The organism is Mucilaginibacter phyllosphaerae (assembly GCF_004378255.1).
Taxonomy (GTDB): domain Bacteria; phylum Bacteroidota; class Bacteroidia; order Sphingobacteriales; family Sphingobacteriaceae; genus Mucilaginibacter; species Mucilaginibacter phyllosphaerae.
On sequence record NZ_SNQG01000006.1, the window covers coordinates 253,472 to 275,102 of the forward strand.

Consider the following 21,631-nt stretch of genomic DNA (forward strand, 5'->3'; position numbering starts at 1 on the left):
TAGCAGGGCGCTGGTTGTTTGATAAAGCCCTCTCTAAATCTATGCCGAAAGGTGATACTGTTTTAAGCCCCTATCGCCCCGAAAGGGATTACGGATACGCTACAGCAGCCCTTCATCGCCAAAACTGAAGTAGCCGCTATCGGTAATAATAAGATGATCCAGCACATTAATATCCAGCATGCGGCCGGCATCAGCAATTTTTTTGGTGAGCATCAGGTCTTCGCGGCTGGGTTTTAAATTGCCCGAGGGATGGTTATGTACCATTATTAACGCACTGGCCTGGTGCTGTAACGCCATATGGAAGATGATCTTAGGGTCGGCAACGGTACCGCTCAACCCGCCTTTGCTCACCAGCTCTTTAGCCAGCACCTTGTTCGACCGGCCTATCAGCATGATCCAAAACTCTTCGTGGTTAAGGTCCATCAAATGGCGGCGCATAATGTTGTAACCATCGCGGCTGCTCTTTACCTCATCTAATACCTTAATTTCGGTGTCACCTCTTCTGCGGCCTATCTCTAAAGCGGCAATGATAGATATAGCTTTAGCCTCTCCCACGCCTTTAAACTTGCACAGTTCGGCTATGGATGCTTTGCCCAGTTTGTTTAAGTCGTTTTCGTAATGGTGCAATATGCGTTTGCTTAGTTCAACGGCGCTTTCATCGCGGCTGCCGCTACCAATCAAAATAGCTATTAGTTCGGCGTCAGTTAAGGCGCGGCGGCCCTGTCCGCTTAGTTTCTCGCGGGGCCTGTCTTCTTCCGCCCATGATTTGATGCTTATTTTATTGGGGTAATCTTCCACAACGGGTTAGGATTTTTTTGCGTAAAGTAGCGGGAATTATTTGGGAAAACAAAGCTTTTTTATCCGCTTATCATCATAAGTACAACAGCAAAGCCAGTAGTATTTCCCCTTACCGATAAACTTTAGCTCCCTCTTCTTCGGAGAAGGCCGGGGAGAGGCTAAACAAAAAAAGGGATAATGCATATGCACCATCCCTTTTCAATATCATTAATTAAGCGATTAGCTTAAAGCGTTAACAAATTTGGTAAGCTTTGATTTATTGTTCGAAGCTTTATTTTTGTGAATAACATTCTTTTTAGCCAAACGGTCTAACATCGAGATCACTTTAGACAATAAAGGTGTAGCATCAGCCTTAGTAGTTGTGCCTCTTAATTTCTTAATAGCATTTCTGGTAGTTTTTGCCTGATACCTGTTACGCAGACGCTTCGCAGCGTTTGACCTGATTCTTTTTATGGATGATTTATGATTTGCCATCGTATAGCTTTGTTATTCTTTTTCTTTATTTTGAGGTTGCAAATATAGGCACACAATATTTAATATGCAAGCCCAATTGTGTTATTTTTTAAATGTGGATAAATAAGCGGATGTTCATTAGTTCAATGAGGCTTGTCCGCTTTCTGTCCGCAGGTGTCGGGGAGGGAAAGCGGACGGACGGATTATCTGAAGCAGAATTTTACAGGATTAAATAATTTACAGAATGATATTCACTTAAAGCGCTATTTTTAACCCTATTCTCTAAATCGTAAAAATGAAGCGCACCCTCCTCACCTGCATCACCGGTATATGTGTACTTACCCTTTGCACCTCGTGGGGCTTTTTTGCGCATTACCGCATTAACCGGCTGGCCGTTTTTACGCTACCTAAGAGCATGGCTGGTTTTTACAAGGCCAATATCAACTTTATAACCGAACACGCCATAAGCGCTGATAAAAAACGCTATGTAGACAGCACCGAAGCCCCTCACCATTTTTTTGACGCCGATCATTACGGTAAACAGCCCTTTCGCGATATGCCCCAACGCTGGATAGATGCCGCCGCCAAATACTCGAGTGATACGCTTAAGAAATATGGTACGGTGCCCTGGGCTATCCAATCTAATTATTACTGGCTGGTAAAGGCTTTTAAGGCGCGCGATACCACGGGCATCCTTATCTCATCATCAAACCTGGCGCATTACCTGTCTGATGCGCATACACCCCTGCACCTCACCCAAAACTACGATGGGCAGCTCACCAACCAACAAGGCATCCATAGCCTTTGGGAAAGCCGCCTGCCCGAGCTTTTTAGCAACAGCTACCACTACAACGTGGGCACGGCAAGGTATATCAACAATCCGCTGGCTGAGGCATTTAAAATTTGCAGCAGTTCATTTAAGCGGGTAGATACGGTATTAAGAACAGAACGGGCACTAAATAGATCTTTCCCTACTATGCAAAAATACGCTATGGAGCAAAGGGGCAACCGCAAGGTTAAAGTGTACTCGGTTGCTTATAGCAGGGCCTATCACAAGCTGCTGCGTGGCATGGTGCAAAGGCAAATGCGGGCAAGTATCCTAAGCGTGGGCAGTTACTGGTTTTCGGCCTGGGTAGATGCCGGGCAGCCGGATCTGGATAGGCTGATCAAAACACCGTTAAACGATGCCGAAAAGCAAAAGATAGCTAAAGAAGAAGCCCTTTATCGCGCCGGCAAAGTGCACACCGGCCCTTAATTATTGAACCCGCTGTTGCTTTTTAGAGTATTTATTTTTAATGATAGCGTATATCGGCGGAATGATAGATACCAATATGATGATGATAGCCACCAACGAAAAATTTTTCTCGATAAAAGGCACCTTACCAAACCAAAATCCGCAGAAAAGGAAGATCAGTATCCAGCTTACACCACCCACAATATTGTAAAGCGTGTAACGTGTAAAAGGCATATGCCCTACCCCGGCCACAAATGGCGCTACAGTGCGTATGATAGGCACAAACCGGCTAAATATTACAGCCTTGCCGCCATGCTTATCAAAAAAGGCCTTGGTTTGCAGGTAGTAGCTTAATTTAAGTATCTTATTTTCTTCTTTAAAAACTTTGGGGCCCAAAAACTTGCCCAGCATATAGTTTACGGTATTACCGCTAACAGCAGCAATGATCAGGATAACTGTAAGCAGATAAATATCCAGGCCCGATTTACCGCCCGCTATCAGTGCACCTGCAGCAAACAGTAACGAATCGCCGGGAAGGAATGGCGTAACCACAAAACCGGTTTCGGCAAATATAATAATGAAGAGGATCAGGTAGGTCCAGCTTTGATATTCGCTGGTTATCTGCACCAAATGCTTATCAATGTGTAGTATAAAATCGATGATGCTGTGTATAAATTCCAAGTCGTTAAAAATTTCAACAAAAATAGCAAGATTATACAGATAGCCAACCTTTAATATTTAGTGCCGGCAGGTAACGAGTTCAATAGGATGTTTGCACCGTATTTAGCTGTATCTGAGGTGTTGGATAAGCCGTAAAAATATACGGTGTATAATTTACCATCAAGCACGTTAAAATTGGTAATAGGCGCCAATACCGTATTTGGCGCACCGGTTTCGGCAATATTAAAATTATAACTGCCCGCAGTTACCTCAACAAAACTGGTAATTGATTTATAAGCCACGCTTTTAAAAGCAAGGGTATCATTAAGCGCCAGGTTTAACTTAAGGTTTGCTGGGGATACATTTACAAACCTTACTTTACCCCTGCCAATTGCAGGCATGCTGCCTGTATCAACCGTTAGGATAGATGCCAGCGAGCCGTCGGCACGTAAGCCGGTAACAAACCAGGTGTAGGGGGTATTGGGCTTTAACGTATCGGGCAGGGTTAGTAAATTAGTGGGGTTTACACCGTTTATGGTCTGCGCCGTACGTATTTGCAGCGGCAGATCTGTTGTGTTTACCAAAAAATAGGCGTATGCATTAGGATAGCTGTATGAATTTGTGCCTTGTTTAATATAACGGGCATACAAATTATATGGCTGTATATCGGGGCTAACGTTTACCATCATCAGCCTTGCATTGGCATTGGTGGCGTTAACTCCGCTTTTGCCGCATGATGCCAACATGGGCACAACCATTACACCGGTTATCAATAAACACAAGCCAAGTAACAGGCTGCTTTTGTTATTTTTAGGCATCGATATTTATCAGTTAAGAATTAAACCCGTTGCAGGCGTTGCATTGGCACCTGTTGCAGATAACGTACTTTTTGTAAATAAAGTGTACCCCCTGCCGGCTACCAATACCCTTGTTTCCTGGCTTAGTATTTCTCCGGTGCCTGCTTTTTTTATAGTTACAGTTTTTGACCCCGGCGTAAAAGATTTATATCCGGTGCTTGATTTATAGGCACAATCGCTAAATCTGGTGGTATCATTAAAACTTACATCCAGGCTGCCGGCGTTTGGCGAAGTATTTACAAACCTGATATAAGAAACTGTAAGTGGTACACTCCTTAAGGTATCTATGGTCGTAAAAGCCTTGTCGGCAGTGTTGCCCGTTGTGTAAAACGAATATACGATACCCGAATCTAAGGGTAAAGGCAGGCCATACAAAACAGCCGGATCGGCATTTTTTTTAACCTGGTAGTTTTGCCGGCCAATAGGGCTTAATAAATATCCGGATGCACCCAGCGGATACACGGTTGAGGGAGTGTTTAGCCTGCTGCCGTTAACATAAAAATTAAGGGTATCGCCGGTGGTATTTATAAAATTAATATAGGTAGAGAGCGTAGTTGTAGCAACGTCATTACCTTTTTTACAGGCCGTAAAAGCCAAAACAACCGCAAAAGCAATTAAAACAGGTATCTTAAATCTCTTCATATTTCAGCAGATGCTATTATAAACTCCATTACAGCAGTTTTTGTTATGTAAGGAACAAAAAAGTCCGGCTTGGTGCCGGACTTTTTTTGAGAATAAGTGGATAGTTAATTGGAGTTTAATTACCCCAGCCTCTGATCTCTTATCACAAATCACTTACTATGCGTAGCTGTTAAGCATTACCGGCATCACCAGCATTAGTACATCTTCGTTCTCATCGCCACCCTGTGGCAGCAGTAATCCTGCGCGGTTAGGGGTCGACATTTCTAACGATACCTCTTCGCAGCTTAAGTTCTTCAACATTTCTATCAGGAAACGGGCGTTAAAGCCTATCTCCATATCGTCACCCTCGTACTGGCAGCTTAAACGCTCGTGTGCCTCGTTAGCAAAATCAATATCCTCCGATGAGATGTTCAGTTCGCTGCCGTTTATTTTTAACCTTACCTGGTGGGTTGTTTTGTTGGCATAAATAGCCACACGGTTAAGCGAGCCCAGGAAAGCCAGGCGGTCTATAGCCAGTTTATTAGGGTTTTCTTTAGGGATAACCGCTTCATAATCCGGATAACGCTCGTCAATCAGGCGGCAAACCAAATTAATATTACCAAATTTGAAGAAGGCGCTTGTGTTATTATACTCTACAGATACGTTCACATCATCGGCCGGCAAGGCAGATTTTAGCAGTGTTAACGCCTTTTTAGGTAATATGAATGAGGTGGTGCTGTCTGCTTTGGCATCCTTACGGCGGTAACGTACCAGTTTGTGGGCGTCGGTAGCCACAAAGGTAAGGTGCTGGCTGCTTAACTGGCAAAAAACGCCTGTCATGGCAGGGCGCAGTTCATCGTTGCTAACCGCAAATATGGTTTTATTGATAGCCTCGCCCAGTACAGATGCAGGCAGGTTTACCGACGATGCATTCTCCACAACCGGGATCTTCGGGAAATCCTCGCCATTCTCGCCGCTGAGTTTGTATTTACCGTCGCCGGCGCTTATCTCAATAGCAAAAGTGCTGTCATCCACAGAAAAAGCAACAGGCTGCTCTGGTAATGATTTAAGGGTATCCAGCAAGATGCGCGACGGTATAGCTATGCGGCCGTTTTCTTTAGCTTCTACAGCTAATGAAGTGGTCATGCTGGTTTGCAGGTCGGTAGCAGAAATGGTTAAGTTCCCTTCTTTGATCTCGAACAAAAAGTTTTCCAGTATGGGCAATACGGTACTGTTGCTTAAAGCACCGCTTACAGACTGCAATTGTTTGAGCAGTGTTGATGTGGAAACAATAAATCTCATGATGTTAATAACGTTTATCTACCAAAAGTATAAAATTTAATGAGCATACTTTCGCTTGCGTAAATAATGTTGAAAAATAGCAAATATTAACACTATTGCTATTGGTACAATATTATTCACCAACTGCCAAAATAGCTTCTCCTCGCGGATGCGGGCACGGTTAAGCAGGCGGATCTGGATCTCTTTACTGCGCAGCGTTATCAGGCCCGAATCATCCGTCATGTAATCGGCAATGTTCAGCAGCAGGTTTTTGTTACCATAACTTTGCCGGGTATAATGGTCGTAACCTAAAGGGTACGGTGAGCCATCTGCCCCAACCTGGTTACGCAAAATGTCGCCATCGCTTAATACGATCATTTTAGTGGGTTTGCTTTTCGGCTCAATAGTAACCTTGTCCGTTAAACCTTCGGGCAGCGGCCGGTTCCTGAAATCAGATGGAAAGGTACCCTCTAACAATACCCCGGTAATTTTAGGCGCACTCTGAAAATCCTTAGGGTTAGGCTCGTCCTGCAAGGCCTGTAACGAAAGCACTTTAGGTGTAGTTAATTTTTTGTTATAAGGCGACGAAGTGAGCAATATAGTCTTTTCGATACCCTTAACATCTAACAAGTCTATAGAGCTGGCAAACTGGCTGGTAATGCCATCCAGATTTTTCACGATAGGATGTTTAGATAATGGCAAATAAACCGGGTTGTACAGCCACGGCAGCATTTGGATCTGCGCCTGCCCGCCTGCATTACCGGTAGTAACCGGGATAGGCGAGCAATTCATATCCGCTACCAAGTCGTAATTGATCCGTACGCCATAGCCAAAAAGTTGGTCATCCAGGTTTAGTTGTTTATTAAAGGCCAGTTGTTCGCCGCCATGCCCGCGCAAGCTATCCAGTTCGGCGCTCACCTGGTCAATAGCCCAAAGCACACGGCCGCCGCGCATAATAAACTGGTCTACCTTAAATTTCTCTAATTCAGTAAAAGGCTTATCAGGTTTGGCAACCACCAGCAGGCTTACTTTCTCCAGGCTATCAAAAGGGATGCTGACTAAATTGATACGGCCTACCAAATAGCCATCGCTTAGATCTTTTCGTGCATAAAATAGTTGTGTATCTGATAATTCGTTATGCCCTTCGGTAAAGCCAATAATCTGCTTGCCGCCGCTGGTAGCTTTTTTGATGGCTGATGTAAATGCATACTCTAAATTCTGAATAGAGTTGTTTAGTATCTCATCAGGCGAAAGGTTCATGTTACTCTGCGATTGCAGCAACTTTACAGGCACACTTTTATCACCGTAAGTAATCAGTGCAAACGGGAATATTACCTTTTGCGATACGCCATCATCGGTTTTAACACTCAGATTTTGAGCCTCTATCCCTTTGGCTGCCAGCTCTTCATAAGCCTGGTTCTGCTGATCGTTAGACAGGCCTTTTAGCGGGTCTGTAAACTCAAACTGCAACTCGCCGTGGCTGTAGGCTTGCAGATCGGCCAGCATATCTTTAACAGATGTTTGCAGCCTTTTCATTCCCCCGGGGAAATCTTTTCCTTCCAGATAAACAGTTATGTTAACCGTTTTGGGAAGGCTATCCATTATTTTACGACTAATGGGCGATATGGTGAAACGTTTTTCCTTAGTAAAATCAAAACGGGTAAATAATTTATCAGATGCTATGGTGACGGCTGTAAGCGTAAACATAATGCCCAACACACTTAAAAATACCGTATTCACAAATTTTTTGCCGGCCTGCCTGTGCAATACAAAAAGCGTAAGCCACAGGAAAAAGATATCCAGCACCACAAAGTACATCAAATCACGGGTATCTAACACACCCCGGCTGATAGATTGATAATGCTCGTTTATACCCAAGGCCTGCAAACCCAGGTTTTGCAGGGACAGAATACTGCTCAGGGAATCGAACCCGCTGTAAAAAAAGAAGCAGAGGAATACTGCGATGGTAAAAGCAATAACCTGATTTTTACTAACTGACGAGGCAAACAAACCAATAGCTGTAAAAGATGACCCTAACAAAAACAGCCCTATGTAAGAGCCGATAACCGCGCCGGTATCGATATTGCCCTGCGGAGTGCCGAGAGTGTACACGCTATAATAATAAACCAGCGTAGGTACCAGGGCAAACAGTACTATTACAACCCCGGCAAAATATTTGCCCAGTACAATTTGCACATCGGTTAACGGGCGGGTAAGTAAAAGCTCAAAGGTACCTTCTCTGCGCTCCTCGGCAAGCGAACGCATGGTAATAGCGGGCACCAAAAACATAAACAGGTATGGTGCCGTGTTAAAAAGGCTATCCAGCCCGGCGTAGCCGTAAGCCAGAATACTGGTATCCGGGAAAACCCACAAAAACAGCCCTAAAACAAGCAGGAAAACACCAATGGTGATGTATGCCACCAATGAACTGAGATAGGTTGTTATTTCTTTTTTAAGGATGCTGAACACTTGATGCGGATTGTATTGATTAACGCCCGAAAATACGATTATTGTGCAGCAAAAGTAAAAGGATAAACAACAAAAAAGGCCCGCAGTAACTGCAGGCCATTAATATCAATTGAATGTTTATTAAAAATTTACGGCCAGGCGTAAACCCAACTGGCCTACTGTGCCATTGTTTGACCATGCTTCGTAACGCAGGCCGGCTTCAAAACCGCCATCAAATGCGTAACCAACACCCGGTGCATAAACAAATGCTGTACCACCGCCAGATTCTGTAGAGAATGCAGCACCCAACTGGCCTTCAACAAAAAAACGCTGATCTGCAAAGTATTTGATACCGGCTTTTAAAGGCACCGCACCATATGAACCAAAAACAGGCTTAAACTTATCTTTTATAATAAACGAATTATAACCTGCCGAAACATTAAAGTAAGTGCTTTTAGCAATAGGAAGATCGTATTTTAATGAACCACCCAAAACGGCACTGTAAAAATCTGCAGCATCGCCAACCGGCAGGCCTGCTTCAAAACCAATGCTAAAGTGGCCCTGGTTACGCGATTGCGCAAATGAACTGATTGATAAACCGCATACAACGGTTAATAATAGTAATACCTTTTTCATGTTTTTTTAATTGTAATTGTTTAATAAATTACAGCATTACGGCTGCAATGTTGCTTTTTGCAACCCATACATTACAAGTTTCACAACAAAAGGTTTTAATTATTAAAAGTTATTGGTTGGTTAAAGCTATAAATATGCTTTCGAGCGAGTTGCCCTGATTTTTATTGCGAAGGCTTTGCAGGCTGTCATTCGCCACGATCTGGCCTTTGTTGATGATGATCACCTGGCTGCAAACGGCCTCAACCTCCTGCATAATATGGGTAGATAAAATGATGGTTTTGGTTTTACCCAGATCTGTGATCAGCTGCCTGATACCTACCAGTTGGTTTGGATCCAGCCCTGATGTGGGTTCATCCAGTATCAGCACCTGCGGGTTGTGTAATATGGCCTGTGCCAACCCTACCCTTTGGCGATAGCCCTTAGATAACTGGCCTATTTTTTTATGCTGCTCGGGGCCAAGTCCGGTTTGTTCAATTACCTCTGCTATGCGTTTACCGGGCTTGTGCAGGCCATGTATGCCGGCCACAAACGCCATCGATTCCTTTACATACATATCGGTGTAAAGGGGGTTACTCTCGGGCAGGTAACCTATGCTGCGCTTTACATCCAGCGGTTGTTTACCAATATCAAACCCGCAAACCGATGCCATACCGGATGTTGGTGGTATAAAACAGGTAAGCATCTTCATAGTGGTGCTTTTACCGGCCCCATTCGGCCCTAAAAAGCCAAGAACACCTGTATTTGCTGTAAAACTGATACCATCAACCGCCTTTTGCTGCCCGTAAACCTTTGTTAATGCCTCTACCCGAATACTCATGCGGTAAAAATAGAGATTAAGTCGGAAAGTCCGAATACCGTAAGTCTGAAGAATAAATAGCCGCAATCATCCAAATTCGTTTCTTGCTTACTTTCTGACTTTCAGACTTTCGGACTTTCCTACTAAAAACTATCTTTGCCCTATTATGAGCAAATCAACCGACGAACTTTTTAAAAATGTAATAGCGCACTGTAAGGAATACGGCTTTGTTTTTCAATCCAGCGAGATCTATGATGGCCTTAGCGCTGTTTATGATTACGGGCAAAATGGCTCGGAATTAAAAAACAACATCAAAACTTACTGGTGGAAAGCGATGGTGCAGATGAATGATAATATTGTTGGTATAGATTCGGCCATATTTATGCACCCAACCATCTGGAAAGCCAGCGGCCACGTAGACGGCTTTAGCGACCCGATGATTGATAATAAAGACAGCAACAAACGCTACCGCGCCGACCAGTTACTGGAAGACCGCATAGCCAAGATGGATGAAGAAGGTAAAACCAGCGAAGCTGAAGAACTGCAGACAGAAATGGACAACGCCCTAAAAGCCGAAGACCTGCCCCGCCTGAAAGAATTGATCATCCAACAAAATATAAAATGCCCTATCAGCGGTACCGCTAACTGGACGGATGTACGCCAGTTTAACCTGATGTTTAGCACACAGGTTGGCGCCATTGCCGATGAATCTGACACGATCTACCTTCGCCCGGAAACTGCACAGGGTATTTTTGTAAACTACTTAAACGTGCAAAAATCGGGCAGGATGAAAATCCCGTTTGGTATTGCGCAAATTGGTAAGGCATTCCGTAACGAGGTAATCGCCCGCCAGTTTATCATCCGCATGCGCGAGTTTGAGCAGATGGAGATGCAATTTTTTGTACGCCCGGGCACACAGCGCGAATGGTTTGAAAAATGGAAAGAAGCCCGTTTAAAATGGCACCTTGCCCTGGGTACAGATGCGGCCAAATACCGCTACCACGAGCATACCAAGCTGGCACATTACGCTGATGCTGCTTATGATATTGAATTTGATTTCCCGTTTGGCTTTAAAGAGGTGGAAGGTATCCATAGCCGTACTGATTTTGACCTGAGCCAGCACGAAAAATTCTCGCGCAAAAAAATGCAGTATTTTGACCCGGAGGTTGACCCGGAAACCGGTAAGCCTTACGGTAACTACATTCCTTACGTTATTGAAACTTCGATAGGTTTAGACAGGATGTTTTTGCTTACCATGATCAACGCTTACGAGGAAGAAGACCTAAGCACGGAAGATAAGCAAGATAGCCGCACCGTATTACGCCTGCACCCTTGCCTGGCCCCGGTTAAGGCAGCTATTTTCCCGCTGACTAAAAAGGACGGGCTGCCGGAGAAAGCTCGCGAGATTATGGACAAACTAAAAATAGACTTTAATATCCAATATGAAGAAAAAGATGCCATTGGCAAACGCTACCGCCGCCAGGATGCTATCGGCACCCCTTTCTGCATCACGGTAGATCATCAAACCCTGGAGGACAACACCGTTACCATCCGCCATCGCGACACCATGGCGCAAGAACGTGTGGCAGCCGACCAACTCGACAAGATCATTGGCGACCTGGTTAGCTGGAAAAACGTTTTATAATAACTTTTTTTTAATTTAATATAGAAGCCTGCACCCGCAGGCTTTTATTATATATAACCATTATAAATTAACTAATAGGGTAATAACACCTGCCATAACCTGATTAAACTTATTACATTAGTGTATTATTCTGAACCGTTTGAAGTCACTTTACATAACTGCTTTAATTATTTGCGCCGGATGTATTAAAGCTTCGGCCATCCCACAAACTATCGAAACGGATAGTTTAAAAAGACTAACACTTACATCAAAAGGGCTTGCTAAAGGTAACGATACGATAACCATTAACAGGTTAACCGAGCTTGCGGAAGACTTTTACGAATCCGATCCTGATAGTGCCGTTCATTTCGCCAGGATGGCCATTGCATCGGCAAATAAACTAAATTATATAAAAGGTGTAGCCGCCGGCAACCTCCTGCTTGGCAAGGTTAGCTCTTTTAAAGGCAATTATACTATTGCCAATAGTTTTTATAATGCATCTTTAAAACTATACGATCAAACTAACAACCAGCTTGGGATAAGTGAGGCCTATATTGGCCTGGGACGTGTTCAGGACTTTTTGGGCAACTATAACAGTGCTATCCGCCTTTTTGAAAAGGCGCTTGCCATTCGTATCAAGCTACGGAGCGATTTTGATATTGCTAACTGCTACGCTATAATTGGTATTACGTATGATAATAAAGGAAACTTTAGCAAGGCGCTTGATTATTACTTTAAATCGCTGATAATTGACCTTAAGCTTAATAAACCCCTATTGGCGGCAGACAATTATTGTAACATAGGGGTTATTATGCAACATCTGGAGCTTTACCAAAAAGCGCTTGAATATTTTAATAAAGCAAATACCCTATGGCTTAAGCTTAATGATAAACAAGGTATAAGCACCTGTTACCAAAATATAGGCGAAGTGATGCTGGCCTTAAAGCAATATGATAAAGCATACTATTATTTTAAGAAAGCATCAGCCCTGTATCACGAGCTTGGGGACGAAGAAGGTATAAGCCTGATATATTATAACCTGGGTTTATATCACTATCATACGTCCAAGCCGGATTCGGCCATTTATTATCTCAACCTTGCGCTGCAATCGGCTACAAAAAGTAACATTCAATATAACAAGGCATACGCTTACAATGGTTTAGCGCAAATTTACAATTTGGAAAAAGATTATAAAAAAGCTTACAAATACGCGCTGCTAAATCAGCAAACTGCTAATACCCTGCAAAGCATAAACATACAGGCCGACGCAGCGCTGCAGGCAAGCATCGCTCTTGCCGGTTTAAAGCAATTTAACAATGCCTACCGGCAGCACTTGCTTTATGTAACCTTAACAGATAGCCTTAAAAGTGACGAGAGCATACAGAAGCTGACATCATATAATATGGCTATTGCGTTTGAAAACAAACAGCGCGAAACGACCCGTAAAGAAGCCTATCTGGAAAAAAAGCTGGCCAAACAACAGGGCGCAAACTATATATATGCTACTGTTATTTTAGTAATAAGCGTTATGCTTATTATTTATTACAACGCAAAGCGTAAGCAACTTAAAGCCAATGCCCTGCTAAAAATTAAGAATGAAGAGATTTTGGTTCAAACCGATAAACTAAATGAGCTGAACATACTAAAGGACCGGTTAATAAGCGTATTAGCGCACGATCTGCGGGCGCCTTTAAGCACGCTGCGCGGTATGTTTTCATTAATGGCAGATAAAGACATCACCAATGTTGAATTTATTGAGATGGCGCCAATCGTGTTTAAAAAGCTGGAGCATACATCCGATTTTTTAGACACCTTGCTTTTTTGGATAAACAGCCAGGTAGATAATGTTAAGGATACCGTTAAAAGCTTTTGCTTATGCGACCTGGTAAAACTTGAACTGTTTAACCTTACAGATCAGTTTAAAGCTAAAAACATTACCACAATAAATGATGTACATGCAGAACATGTTGTACTGGCCGACCCCAACTCCATCAGGATAGTTATCCATAACTTTTTAACCAATGCTATCAAATTTTCGCATCAAAACAGCACTATTAAAGTATCGGCAATAATAGTTAATGGTTTTATTGAATTTACGGTGACAGACAATGGCATAGGCATGCCCCAAACCCAGCTTGATAAACTTTTTAACAGTAAAGTAAACAGCCAGATAGGCACCGGCAATGAAGTTGGTACAGGTATGGGCCTTGTATTTTGTAAAGATCTGATTGAAAGGTACAACGGTAGAATATGGGCAAAAAGCACCCTTGATCAAGGTACGGAACTTAGCTTTTCGCTGATTGCCGATCGTAAACATGCACAGGAACCGGCATAACATTAACGCATTATTACCTAAACTAAAAACAATTACCACCTAAACTTCTTTTGTGTTTACATGAAAACACAATTACATGCAGGTGAAAATTAAAGATCAACCCTTTTACATCCAGTCTACAGCGGTGCTGTTTGGGCTGATATTGCTGGTTTATGTGCTGAGTACTTTGGCTGATATACTGGTACCCCTTGCTTTTGCTGCATTCCTGGCGATATTACTAAACCCGCTTTGTAATCGTTTGCAACGCTACAAAATCCCTAAGTTTTTGGCTATTGTGATAGCAATGCTCATTATGATACTGGCAATAGCCACCGTTTTTTACTTTCTTTCTACCCAGATCGTTCAGTTCGGCGATTCGTTGCCTATGCTGCAAAAAAAGTTTGAATCTATCACCACCGAATTAAAAAACTGGCTGCAAACTACTTTTGGGCTTGAGATAGCCAAGCAGGAGCAAATGCTGAAAGAGGCACTTAACCACAGCCAGGCTATGGTAGGGCGCACATTAAACGGTGTACTGGGCACCCTGGCCATTATATTTTTGCTGCCGGTATATATTTTTTTAATGCTGTTTTACAAAACGCTTATCCTTAACTTTTTGTATGAGGTATTTTCTGAAGAAAACTCTAAAAAGGTAAGCGATGTGTTAAGTGAAACTAAAACAGCCATTCAAAGCTATATTGTTGGTTTATTGATAGAGATGATCATCGTAGCCATCATGAATTCTGCTGCGCTGGTACTACTTGGCGTAAAATACGGCATATTAATAGGCTGCATCGGCGCCATTCTTAACCTCATTCCCTATCTGGGTGGTATCATTGCAATTGCTTTACCTGTATTGATGGCTACAGTTACTAAAGACGGCTACTCTACCCAATTGGGTATTATTATCGCTTATATTGTAATACAATTTATTGATAACAACATTCTGGTGCCGCGCATTGTATCATCAAAAGTGCAGATAAACGCCCTCATGTCTATCATCGTGGTTTTATTGGGCAACCAGCTTTGGGGCGTATCCGGGATGTTTTTGTCTATACCTTTTGTAGCCGTGCTTAAAATTATTTTCGACCGGATTGATGACCTTAAACCCTGGGGCAAACTACTGGGCGATAACGTGCCTACCCATCACATGGGCGAAAAATGGGGCGGCCGCAGTAAACGTAAAGCAGTATTACCTGATAAGGCGGATAGTTAATATTAGTTGATACACATACTCCACCAAGCAAAAACAGGGGGCCGGAATCTAAATGATTTCGGCCCCCTGTTGATATTGACCATAGTTTATAAACTATGGTTTGTAAACTTCTTAATGCGTTACCGGGTTATCGCCTTTATTAATGGTTCCGTTGGTGAACAATATCGGATTAACCTTTTTAGTATCGCCCTGATAAACCCAAATAATGTTGCCAATATATTTACGGAAGGCATCGCTTACCTGCGCAGGGGTTAGTTTTTTAACATCATCTGCCAGGGTTAAAGATCGTTTCCAGTTATTATGCAGCACTTCGTTAGATACGATAGACGATGCCTGCGCGGTATTGGTTTCGTTTTTATAATAAAAACCGGTAAGGTAAGTAACTTTCATATCTGCAACTTCGGCAGCATTAAACCCCTGTGTTTTTATCTTATCAACCAATTTATCAAATACCTTTATGTACTTGTCGGGCTCGGTTGTTGATACCGAGAACTTGGCCACAGATGTAGCACCCGGGCTAAACCAGGCAGATGGCGCGTAAGAAAGGCCATTATTGGTACGCACATCCAAAAAATGCTTATCATAAAAAATACGCATAGCCACATTAAAGGCATCAAAATCTGGTGTGCCCGGCGCAGGGCCGCTGGTTATGCCTTCTACATAGTTCGTAGCCAGTTCGCGGCTCTCGCCCGAAAATGTATTTTTATACACTCTGAAAAATGATTTTTTCAATTCAAAAGGTGCACCTTGTTTAATGCCGGCAAGCATCCCTTTTACCTTCGCCTCAATAGCGGCGCGGTCAATATCGCCCACTACCACCACCAGCATGCGCGATTTAGTTAAAACCGAATGATAATAGTTTTTAGTTTCCTCAGCAGTTAGTTTCTGCAGGGTTTCCTGTGTACCACTGGGGTCTTTAGCGTAATCGCGGCCTGCAAAGGCTATTTTATCGGCGTATTTATCGATGGCATTGTCCGGGTCAGAATCCTGAGATTTTAATTCGGTTATGGCATCCTGTTTAATCCGCTCAAATTCTTTAGCATCAAACTTAGGTATGGTTATCGCCTCTACATATAGCGGCCATGCCACGTCCAGGTCGCTTTTGATACAATTTAGCTTTACAACCGCAAAGTTTTTATTGTTATACCCGTAAACCGCCGCGCTTATTTTATCCAGCTGATTTTTAAAGGCATTTTTATCATGCTTTAAAGTACCGCATTCTGTAAGGGCACTCATGGCCATGCTTTCTATACCCGTTTTAGTAACCGGGTAGTTTTGTACGCCCCCTTTAATTACGGTTTGTATCTCTACAATATCGTTACCGCTTGGCTGCACAATAACTTTTACGCCGTCAACCATCATTTCGTATGCTTTTTGCTGGGCAAAAGCAGGCTTAACGCCGGTAGTTGCAGCAGCAAGTAACAGTACATATATATATTTCTTCATGTTGTTTAGTTTAAATTATTTAGCTACAAAAAACGAAGCCACATTTGCCGCCTTACTTGCCTCGGGCGTTAGTATAATGCCCGACACCATAGGCTTGCCAACAATATAGGTGTTCATATATTTAGCAATATCTGCACGGGATACCTTCTGGTAATTATCTGTCAGGTCGGTATAGTAGTTAAGCGAGGTACTGCACCACTGAAAGCTTAACTGCGATGGCAGGGAAGATGGTTTTTCCATCTCACGGCTATGGCTGCGCAATAATATAGCCTTGGCATCTGCTAACTGCTCATCAGTGTAATAATCAGCTTTGCCCCATTGGCTCATCTGGTTTTTAACCTCTTCGTAACATTCTTTTATTTTGGCCGGGTTGGGCACTACGGTTAATGATATCATACCGGTGTAATGGCTGGTATTGTAGCTGATACCGGCTGATGATGCCAGGCCTTTATCAACCAGCGCCTGCTGCATTTTTGAAGAATTAAGATCTAACATGGTTGAATACACATCGGCAGCAATGGTAGCGGCCGAATCTGTCATATAAGCCGGGCCCTGCCAGGCAAACATCATAAAAGGTGTGCGCGCTATTGACATTTCTTTAACAAACGCCACGCTTTTTCCAACCGGTTTAAATGCCGGTATAGGATATTTTACATGCGGATCGAATCCGCTGCTTGCCCAGTCGCCAAAAATAGTTTCGGCCTTTTTAAAGCCGTCATCATGTTTAACATCGCCGCAAATTATAAGCAGGCTGTTGTTAGGAAAATAATATTTGTTTTTAATGATCATCATCTTCTCGGGCGTAGCCGTGTTAATGATCTCGTGGATCCCTATCGGCATTTTGCGTGTGATCAGGTCGCCCCAAAGGTTTTTACTGATATCATAATACAGCTGAAAACCCGGGCTGCTTTCATTACGCTGAAACTCACCGTCAACCACTGGGCGTTCTTTTTTCATATCCTCTTCCCGGTATATCGGGAAACGTACTGAAGCATTCATCAGTTTTAAACCTGCATCAAGGCTATCTTTGCCAATGGTAAAATAATAGTTTACACGTTCGTTGCCGGTGGTACCGTTCCAGATGGCGCCAAGCTCTTGTGTGCGTTTTAAAAACTTTTCCTGATCGGGATAATCTTTATTGGCCTTAAAGAACATGTGCTCGAACAAGTGCGAAAGGCCGCTATACTCGGGGCCTTCGGTGTACGCGCCGTTCTTTACAGCAATTTCAATGGTAGTAAGGGGCACTTTGCTGTTTTCGATAACAACAACATCCAGCCCGTTTGGCAGCTTTTTGTAAAAGTAGCCCTCGGGCAGGCGGGGCTGGGCAACCGCACATAAGGCAGTGAACATGCCTGCGGCGGTAAAGGTTAACAATTTTGTGATTTTTAGGGTCATATACGTTGTTTTATGATAACGTTAGATTATAATTCCCCTAAGATATTACATATAATTAAAAATTTAGTTACTTGTTTACTTAAAGCTGATAACTACTTTCTTCCCTGATACATTTTCTAAAAAAGGCTTAAAAATTTTGCCTGCATTATCGCGGGCTTTGCCCATAATATCCATCTCTCTGGCGCTTGCCAGCATTTTAGCTTCGGCCACTTTGTAAACATCCTCTACCATTTGTTTGCTTTTATCGGCAAACCACACACCCGATACATCATATACCTTTGATTTTTGGTGATCGAGTTTCACGTAGCAGATCTCGGGCTGTGGCAAAGTTATATTTACCGTATCCTTACCCTGGCTGATGTCATCGCGTTTAACCCTGGTAAGATCTATACAGGCGGTTACCTCCCCTACGGCTACAAATAACACGCGCGAATCCGGCAGTATCATGTGCAGCTCCTTTTTTTCTACCACATCCTTCATAGCGTATTTAACCAGCTCCAGTTTACCCATGTTGATGATCTTTGATACCATTACATCATCGGTAACCTGGGTGCGGGTGGTATTAAATTCATGTTTGATGTAAAAGAACAGGAAGATCAAAAAACCGGTAATAACCAGTGCAAACATCAGGGTAAGCGATACGCGCGAACGTTGGGAACTGAACATAAAACTTATTTTTACAAATAGGTACAAAATAAAACAGCGATGGTTTTTGTCCATCGCTGTTTATACTATCATATTGCTTAATTAAGCGTAGGTAACATTTAAAGTGATAGGCACGCTAAGTGCTTTTGATACGATACAGCCGGCTTTTGCGCCTTCTGCTACTTCTTTAAATTTTGCTTCGTCCACACCTTCAATAACAGATGCTTTCAGTTCCAAGTGGATGCCTTTGATCTCCAGCGCCTGCATATCCAGGTCAAGTATAGCATCCGTAGTTAAATCGCCCGGGGTAATGCCCTGCTGGGTTAAAGCCGCCCCTACCGCCATGGTAAAACAGCCTGCATGTGCAGCAGCTATCAATTCTTCGGGATTAGTGCCAATACCATCCGCAAAGCGGGTTTTAAAAGAAAATTGTGTATTGTTAAGGATGGTGCTTTGTGTGCTTATTTCCCCTTTACCTTCTTGTAAGGTACCATTCCAGTGTGCATTTGCTGTACGTTTCATAGTTGTATGTTTTTCTTTAGTTTTTGCTAAAATAGCGATTGTTATGTTGATTTAAAATATTACATGTTAAGGGTATATAAAGTTATGGCCTTAAATTGCTCCTGCTCATTCGCCTTTGGAGAATGCCGGGGAGAACCTTTACCATTTTGCGCGCTCGTACTGCACGGGCCATTTAACCTGGTGGCCAAGTTGATGCGCGGCACGAAGCGGAAAGTGCGGATCGCGCAGTAATTCGCGGGCCAGAAAAACCAGATCGGCCTGCCCGGTTTGGATGATCTCATCTGCCTGTTTAGCTTCTGTAATCAGCCCTACCGCACCTGTGGGTATAGCTGCCTGCTTTTTAACAGCTTCGGCAAACTCCACCTGGTAGCCCGGCTTAAGCGGGATCTGTGCACCGGCAACATTACCGCCTGTAGAGCAGTCTATCAGGTCTACCCCTTTATCTTTTAATACTTTTGCCAGGGCGATAGAATCGGTAATTGTCCAGGCGCCCTCGGTCCACTCTGTAGCTGTAATACGAACGAAGAGCGGGTAATCTGCGGGCCAAACGGTCTGTACGGCTTCGATGACCTCCAATAAAAACCGGATACGGTTTTCAAAAGATCCGCCATAATCGTCGGTACGTTTGTTGCTGTGTGTAGAAAGGAATTCGTTGATCAGGTAACCATGCGCCCCATGCAGTTCTACCACTTTAAAGCCTGCGGCCAGCGCACGGGCCGCAGCATCTTTAAAATCGGTAATAATTTTTTGGATGCCTGCCTTATCCAGTTCAACCGGGGCAGTTTCGCTGCGGCTAAAAGCCAGGGCGCTTGGCCCATATGCCTGCCACCCATTCTCTTCATCAGGCTGTATTTGCTTACCCCCGTTCCAAGGTTCCGCATGGCTTGCCTTACGCCCGGCATGCGATAGCTGCACCCCTGCAACAGCACCTTGCGCTTCTATAAAAGTGGTGATCTCTTTCAGTTTGGCAATATGCTCATCCTTCCAAATCCCCAGATCGGCAAAGCTGATACGGCCTTCCGGCGATACGGCTGTAGCCTCGGTTATGATTAAGCCTGCACCACCCACCGCCATAGTACCTAAGTGCACCAAATGCCAGTTATCGGCAAATCCATCAGTACTGGAGTACTGGCACATAGGCGATACTACTATGCGGTTTTTTAATTCGATACTTTTTATTTTTAACGGAGAAAATAGATGAGGCATGTTGTTATTGTTATTTCTTCAGCAAATATCAACAAGTAACATACATAAGCATTCATGGTTTTGTCATTAACCACATATCTGTTTTTATTTACTCAGAAATGAATAAACAAACAATGCCGATCACGTATTTAGATCGATACAACGCCTGCAATTAAGGCGTTGATACTGCCACCGGCAATACTTTCCCGTTAAAAAAACGGTGGCCGCTTACTGCAAAATCGGCAATGTACTTCCCCATTTCAAATGCCATAACCGGCGATTCGTATCCGGGGAAGGCCTGTTCCAGCATTTCTGTTTGTGCCGATCCCAATGCCAGGCAATTTACTTTGATACCTTGTTCAAGTAATTCTTGCGCAAGGCATTCGGTTAGCGTATGCAAAGCGGCTTTACTGGCCGAATAGGCAGACAGGCCGTTGAATTTTGCACTACCCTGAAAACCACCCATACTACCAATATTCAGGATATGCGAGCCATCGCCCATAAACTGCAGCAGGCTTTGAATGATGCGCACATGGCCTATATAATTGCTTTGCAGCATCTCCACAAAGTCCATCTCATTTAGCTGCATAAAGGGCTTGTTAATAAGTACGCCGGCATTATTTACCAATGCATCAACCCTGCCATCAAAATTAGCAGCAATAAATTGCTGCAGGCCTGCATAATCATCATGTACAATATCAAAAGCAATGGCATAGATCTCGCACTCCGGGTTGAGGCCTTTGGCAATCTCCATCAGTCGCTCCAGCTTACTTTGCGACCGGGCCAAAGCCATCACCTTATGCTTGCCGGATAGTATTAATTCTAATACAGCTTCAAAGCCTACGCCGCTGCTGGCGCCCGTTATTATAATGTTCATAGTGTAAATGGATCTATTAACTCCACTATATTACCAAGCGATTTAAAGTCGGCAATGTTATTAGTAAGTAAAGGTGTTTTTTGAACTAAGGCAGTTGCGTAAATTATAGCATCGGGTAATTTAATGCGGCGATGTTTACGGAGGCTTATGGTTTCCTGAATTATTAAATCAGACAAAGTTATGATTTGGCAAGACGCACATATATCTTGCATATATTGTTCAGCTATTTCGGTTTCAAAAGAAAACCCAATAGCTTCAATATAAGAAATAACAGATAACTGTGCCGATGAATTTGGTGGAATTAAATCTGTTATTTTAAGAATGTTTTTTGATATATAAATAAGGATATTAGTATCAAAAATCACGGTCCCATTCCTTTCTTATCTCACGCTGCCATTCTGATGGATCTTTAATATTCTCGAATAATTTTTTATCGCCAATTTCTTCTTGTATTTTTTTTATTCTTTCGTAAGTTGACTGAGGGTCATTTAATTGCGATGTGGTTTCCTCTACCTCTACCTCATGCACATAAGGAATTTCACTCAATATTTTTTTGAGTGATTCTATACGTTCGTCATCTACTTTTACAATCAGCGTTGTCATCACACTAAATTACAGCTTTT

The 21,631-nt window shown here is 43.1% G+C and carries 21 protein-coding genes; 4 read left to right on the top strand and 17 right to left on the bottom strand.

Going from position 1 to position 21,631, the window contains the following annotated elements; genetic code table 11:
* Positions 1 to 99: 99 nt before the first annotated feature.
* Both radC and rpsT read right to left on the bottom strand, forming a co-directional pair.
* Positions 100 to 798, bottom strand: coding sequence for a RadC family protein (gene radC / locus E2R65_RS16935; RefSeq protein ID WP_134337673.1), 699 nt, complete (start codon positions 796 to 798; stop codon positions 100 to 102).
* A 219-nt stretch (positions 799 to 1,017) separates the two neighbouring features.
* Positions 1,018 to 1,272 carry a 30S ribosomal protein S20 gene (gene rpsT / locus E2R65_RS16940; RefSeq protein WP_134337674.1) on the bottom strand — a complete coding sequence of 85 codons (255 nt, stop codon included), beginning with the start codon at positions 1,270 to 1,272 and terminating at the stop codon, positions 1,018 to 1,020.
* 274 nt (positions 1,273 to 1,546) lie between these two features.
* Here rpsT and E2R65_RS16945 point away from each other — a divergent pair, with 274 nt between their 5' ends.
* Complete coding sequence (locus tag E2R65_RS16945) at positions 1,547 to 2,506, top strand: zinc dependent phospholipase C family protein (protein WP_134337675.1); 960 nt, start codon at positions 1,547 to 1,549, stop codon at positions 2,504 to 2,506.
* On the opposite strand, the gene E2R65_RS16950 is transcribed toward E2R65_RS16945, so the two are convergent.
* From E2R65_RS16950 to E2R65_RS16980, 7 genes are all read right to left on the bottom strand, one after another.
* Positions 2,507 to 3,166 (bottom strand): DedA family protein, encoded by a 660-nt coding sequence (locus E2R65_RS16950; RefSeq protein ID WP_134337676.1) that lies wholly within the window; start codon positions 3,164 to 3,166, stop codon positions 2,507 to 2,509.
* 50 nt (positions 3,167 to 3,216) lie between these two features.
* Complete coding sequence (locus tag E2R65_RS16955; RefSeq protein ID WP_134337677.1) at positions 3,217 to 3,963, bottom strand: DUF4397 domain-containing protein; 747 nt, start codon at positions 3,961 to 3,963, stop codon at positions 3,217 to 3,219.
* A gap of 9 nt (positions 3,964 to 3,972) precedes the next feature.
* Positions 3,973 to 4,644: a DUF4397 domain-containing protein gene (locus tag E2R65_RS16960; protein ID WP_134337678.1), complete on the bottom strand. Its 672-nt coding sequence runs from the start codon at positions 4,642 to 4,644 to the stop codon at positions 3,973 to 3,975.
* Between the two features lie 156 nt (positions 4,645 to 4,800).
* Complete coding sequence (gene dnaN, locus E2R65_RS16965; RefSeq protein WP_134337679.1) at positions 4,801 to 5,925, bottom strand: DNA polymerase III subunit beta; 1,125 nt, start codon at positions 5,923 to 5,925, stop codon at positions 4,801 to 4,803.
* Between the two features lie 36 nt (positions 5,926 to 5,961).
* Positions 5,962 to 8,373 (bottom strand): gliding motility-associated ABC transporter substrate-binding protein GldG, encoded by a 2,412-nt coding sequence (gene gldG / locus E2R65_RS16970; RefSeq protein ID WP_134337680.1) that lies wholly within the window; start codon positions 8,371 to 8,373, stop codon positions 5,962 to 5,964.
* A 120-nt stretch (positions 8,374 to 8,493) separates the two neighbouring features.
* The gene (locus E2R65_RS16975) at positions 8,494 to 8,988 is read right to left on the bottom strand and encodes a hypothetical protein (RefSeq protein ID WP_134337681.1); all 495 of its coding nucleotides are present in this window, start codon (positions 8,986 to 8,988) and stop codon (positions 8,494 to 8,496) included.
* A 109-nt stretch (positions 8,989 to 9,097) separates the two neighbouring features.
* Positions 9,098 to 9,805: an ATP-binding cassette domain-containing protein gene (locus E2R65_RS16980; RefSeq protein WP_134337682.1), complete on the bottom strand. Its 708-nt coding sequence runs from the start codon at positions 9,803 to 9,805 to the stop codon at positions 9,098 to 9,100.
* A 145-nt stretch (positions 9,806 to 9,950) separates the two neighbouring features.
* On the opposite strand from E2R65_RS16980, the gene E2R65_RS16985 reads away from it, so the two are divergent.
* The 3 genes from E2R65_RS16985 to E2R65_RS16995 all read left to right on the top strand — a co-directional run bounded on the left by E2R65_RS16985 (position 9,951) and on the right by E2R65_RS16995 (position 14,938).
* Entirely contained in the window at positions 9,951 to 11,429 is a 1,479-nt protein-coding gene (locus tag E2R65_RS16985) for a glycine--tRNA ligase (RefSeq protein WP_134337683.1), read from the top strand.
* Positions 11,430 to 11,568: 139 nt separating this feature from the next.
* Positions 11,569 to 13,743 carry a tetratricopeptide repeat-containing sensor histidine kinase gene (locus tag E2R65_RS16990; protein WP_134337684.1) on the top strand — a complete coding sequence of 725 codons (2,175 nt, stop codon included), beginning with the start codon at positions 11,569 to 11,571 and terminating at the stop codon, positions 13,741 to 13,743.
* 76 nt (positions 13,744 to 13,819) lie between these two features.
* A complete protein-coding gene (locus E2R65_RS16995; RefSeq protein ID WP_183500404.1) occupies positions 13,820 to 14,938 on the top strand; it encodes an AI-2E family transporter in 1,119 nt (372 codons plus the stop codon).
* A 111-nt stretch (positions 14,939 to 15,049) separates the two neighbouring features.
* Here E2R65_RS16995 and E2R65_RS17000 read toward each other — a convergent pair whose 3' ends face one another.
* The 8 genes from E2R65_RS17000 to E2R65_RS17035 all read right to left on the bottom strand — a co-directional run bounded on the left by E2R65_RS17000 (position 15,050) and on the right by E2R65_RS17035 (position 21,611).
* Entirely contained in the window at positions 15,050 to 16,384 is a 1,335-nt protein-coding gene (locus tag E2R65_RS17000; protein WP_134337685.1) for a M16 family metallopeptidase, read from the bottom strand.
* A gap of 15 nt (positions 16,385 to 16,399) precedes the next feature.
* Positions 16,400 to 17,779 (bottom strand): M16 family metallopeptidase, encoded by a 1,380-nt coding sequence (locus tag E2R65_RS17005; protein ID WP_229704685.1) that lies wholly within the window; start codon positions 17,777 to 17,779, stop codon positions 16,400 to 16,402.
* Positions 17,780 to 17,854: 75 nt separating this feature from the next.
* Entirely contained in the window at positions 17,855 to 18,445 is a 591-nt protein-coding gene (locus E2R65_RS17010; protein ID WP_134337686.1) for a DUF4230 domain-containing protein, read from the bottom strand.
* A gap of 81 nt (positions 18,446 to 18,526) precedes the next feature.
* The gene (locus E2R65_RS17015; RefSeq protein WP_134337687.1) at positions 18,527 to 18,946 is read right to left on the bottom strand and encodes an OsmC family protein; all 420 of its coding nucleotides are present in this window, start codon (positions 18,944 to 18,946) and stop codon (positions 18,527 to 18,529) included.
* Positions 18,947 to 19,084: 138 nt separating this feature from the next.
* Positions 19,085 to 20,152, bottom strand: coding sequence for an NADPH dehydrogenase NamA (gene namA, locus E2R65_RS17020; RefSeq protein WP_134337688.1), 1,068 nt, complete (start codon positions 20,150 to 20,152; stop codon positions 19,085 to 19,087).
* A 151-nt stretch (positions 20,153 to 20,303) separates the two neighbouring features.
* The gene (locus E2R65_RS17025; protein ID WP_134337689.1) at positions 20,304 to 21,008 is read right to left on the bottom strand and encodes an SDR family NAD(P)-dependent oxidoreductase; all 705 of its coding nucleotides are present in this window, start codon (positions 21,006 to 21,008) and stop codon (positions 20,304 to 20,306) included.
* Complete coding sequence (locus E2R65_RS17030) at positions 21,005 to 21,373, bottom strand: type II toxin-antitoxin system VapC family toxin (protein ID WP_134337690.1); 369 nt, start codon at positions 21,371 to 21,373, stop codon at positions 21,005 to 21,007. The genes E2R65_RS17025 and E2R65_RS17030 overlap by 4 nt, the downstream gene beginning before the upstream one ends.
* Positions 21,363 to 21,611: a hypothetical protein gene (locus E2R65_RS17035; protein WP_134337691.1), complete on the bottom strand. Its 249-nt coding sequence runs from the start codon at positions 21,609 to 21,611 to the stop codon at positions 21,363 to 21,365. The genes E2R65_RS17030 and E2R65_RS17035 overlap by 11 nt, the downstream gene beginning before the upstream one ends.
* Positions 21,612 to 21,631: the final 20 nt, after the last annotated feature.

Coding starts and splice junctions, on each gene's coding strand:
- rpsT (WP_134337674.1), bottom strand. CDS start 1,272: ATGGCAAATCATAAATCATCCATAAAAAGAATCAGGTCAAACGCTGCG.
- E2R65_RS16945 (WP_134337675.1), top strand. CDS start 1,547: ATGAAGCGCACCCTCCTCACCTGCATCACCGGTATATGTGTACTTACC.
- E2R65_RS16955 (WP_134337677.1), bottom strand. CDS start 3,963: ATGCCTAAAAATAACAAAAGCAGCCTGTTACTTGGCTTGTGTTTATTG.
- E2R65_RS16960 (WP_134337678.1), bottom strand. CDS start 4,644: ATGAAGAGATTTAAGATACCTGTTTTAATTGCTTTTGCGGTTGTTTTG.
- dnaN (WP_134337679.1), bottom strand. CDS start 5,925: ATGAGATTTATTGTTTCCACATCAACACTGCTCAAACAATTGCAGTCT.
- E2R65_RS16975 (WP_134337681.1), bottom strand. CDS start 8,988: ATGAAAAAGGTATTACTATTATTAACCGTTGTATGCGGTTTATCAATC.
- E2R65_RS16980 (WP_134337682.1), bottom strand. CDS start 9,805: ATGAGTATTCGGGTAGAGGCATTAACAAAGGTTTACGGGCAGCAAAAG.
- E2R65_RS16985 (WP_134337683.1), top strand. CDS start 9,951: ATGAGCAAATCAACCGACGAACTTTTTAAAAATGTAATAGCGCACTGT.
- E2R65_RS16995 (WP_183500404.1), top strand. CDS start 13,820: ATGCAGGTGAAAATTAAAGATCAACCCTTTTACATCCAGTCTACAGCG.
- E2R65_RS17000 (WP_134337685.1), bottom strand. CDS start 16,384: ATGAAGAAATATATATATGTACTGTTACTTGCTGCTGCAACTACCGGC.
- E2R65_RS17005 (WP_229704685.1), bottom strand. CDS start 17,779: ATGACCCTAAAAATCACAAAATTGTTAACCTTTACCGCCGCAGGCATG.
- E2R65_RS17010 (WP_134337686.1), bottom strand. CDS start 18,445: ATGTTCAGTTCCCAACGTTCGCGCGTATCGCTTACCCTGATGTTTGCA.
- E2R65_RS17015 (WP_134337687.1), bottom strand. CDS start 18,946: ATGAAACGTACAGCAAATGCACACTGGAATGGTACCTTACAAGAAGGT.
- namA (WP_134337688.1), bottom strand. CDS start 20,152: ATGCCTCATCTATTTTCTCCGTTAAAAATAAAAAGTATCGAATTAAAA.
- E2R65_RS17025 (WP_134337689.1), bottom strand. CDS start 21,008: ATGAACATTATAATAACGGGCGCCAGCAGCGGCGTAGGCTTTGAAGCT.
- E2R65_RS17035 (WP_134337691.1), bottom strand. CDS start 21,611: ATGACAACGCTGATTGTAAAAGTAGATGACGAACGTATAGAATCACTC.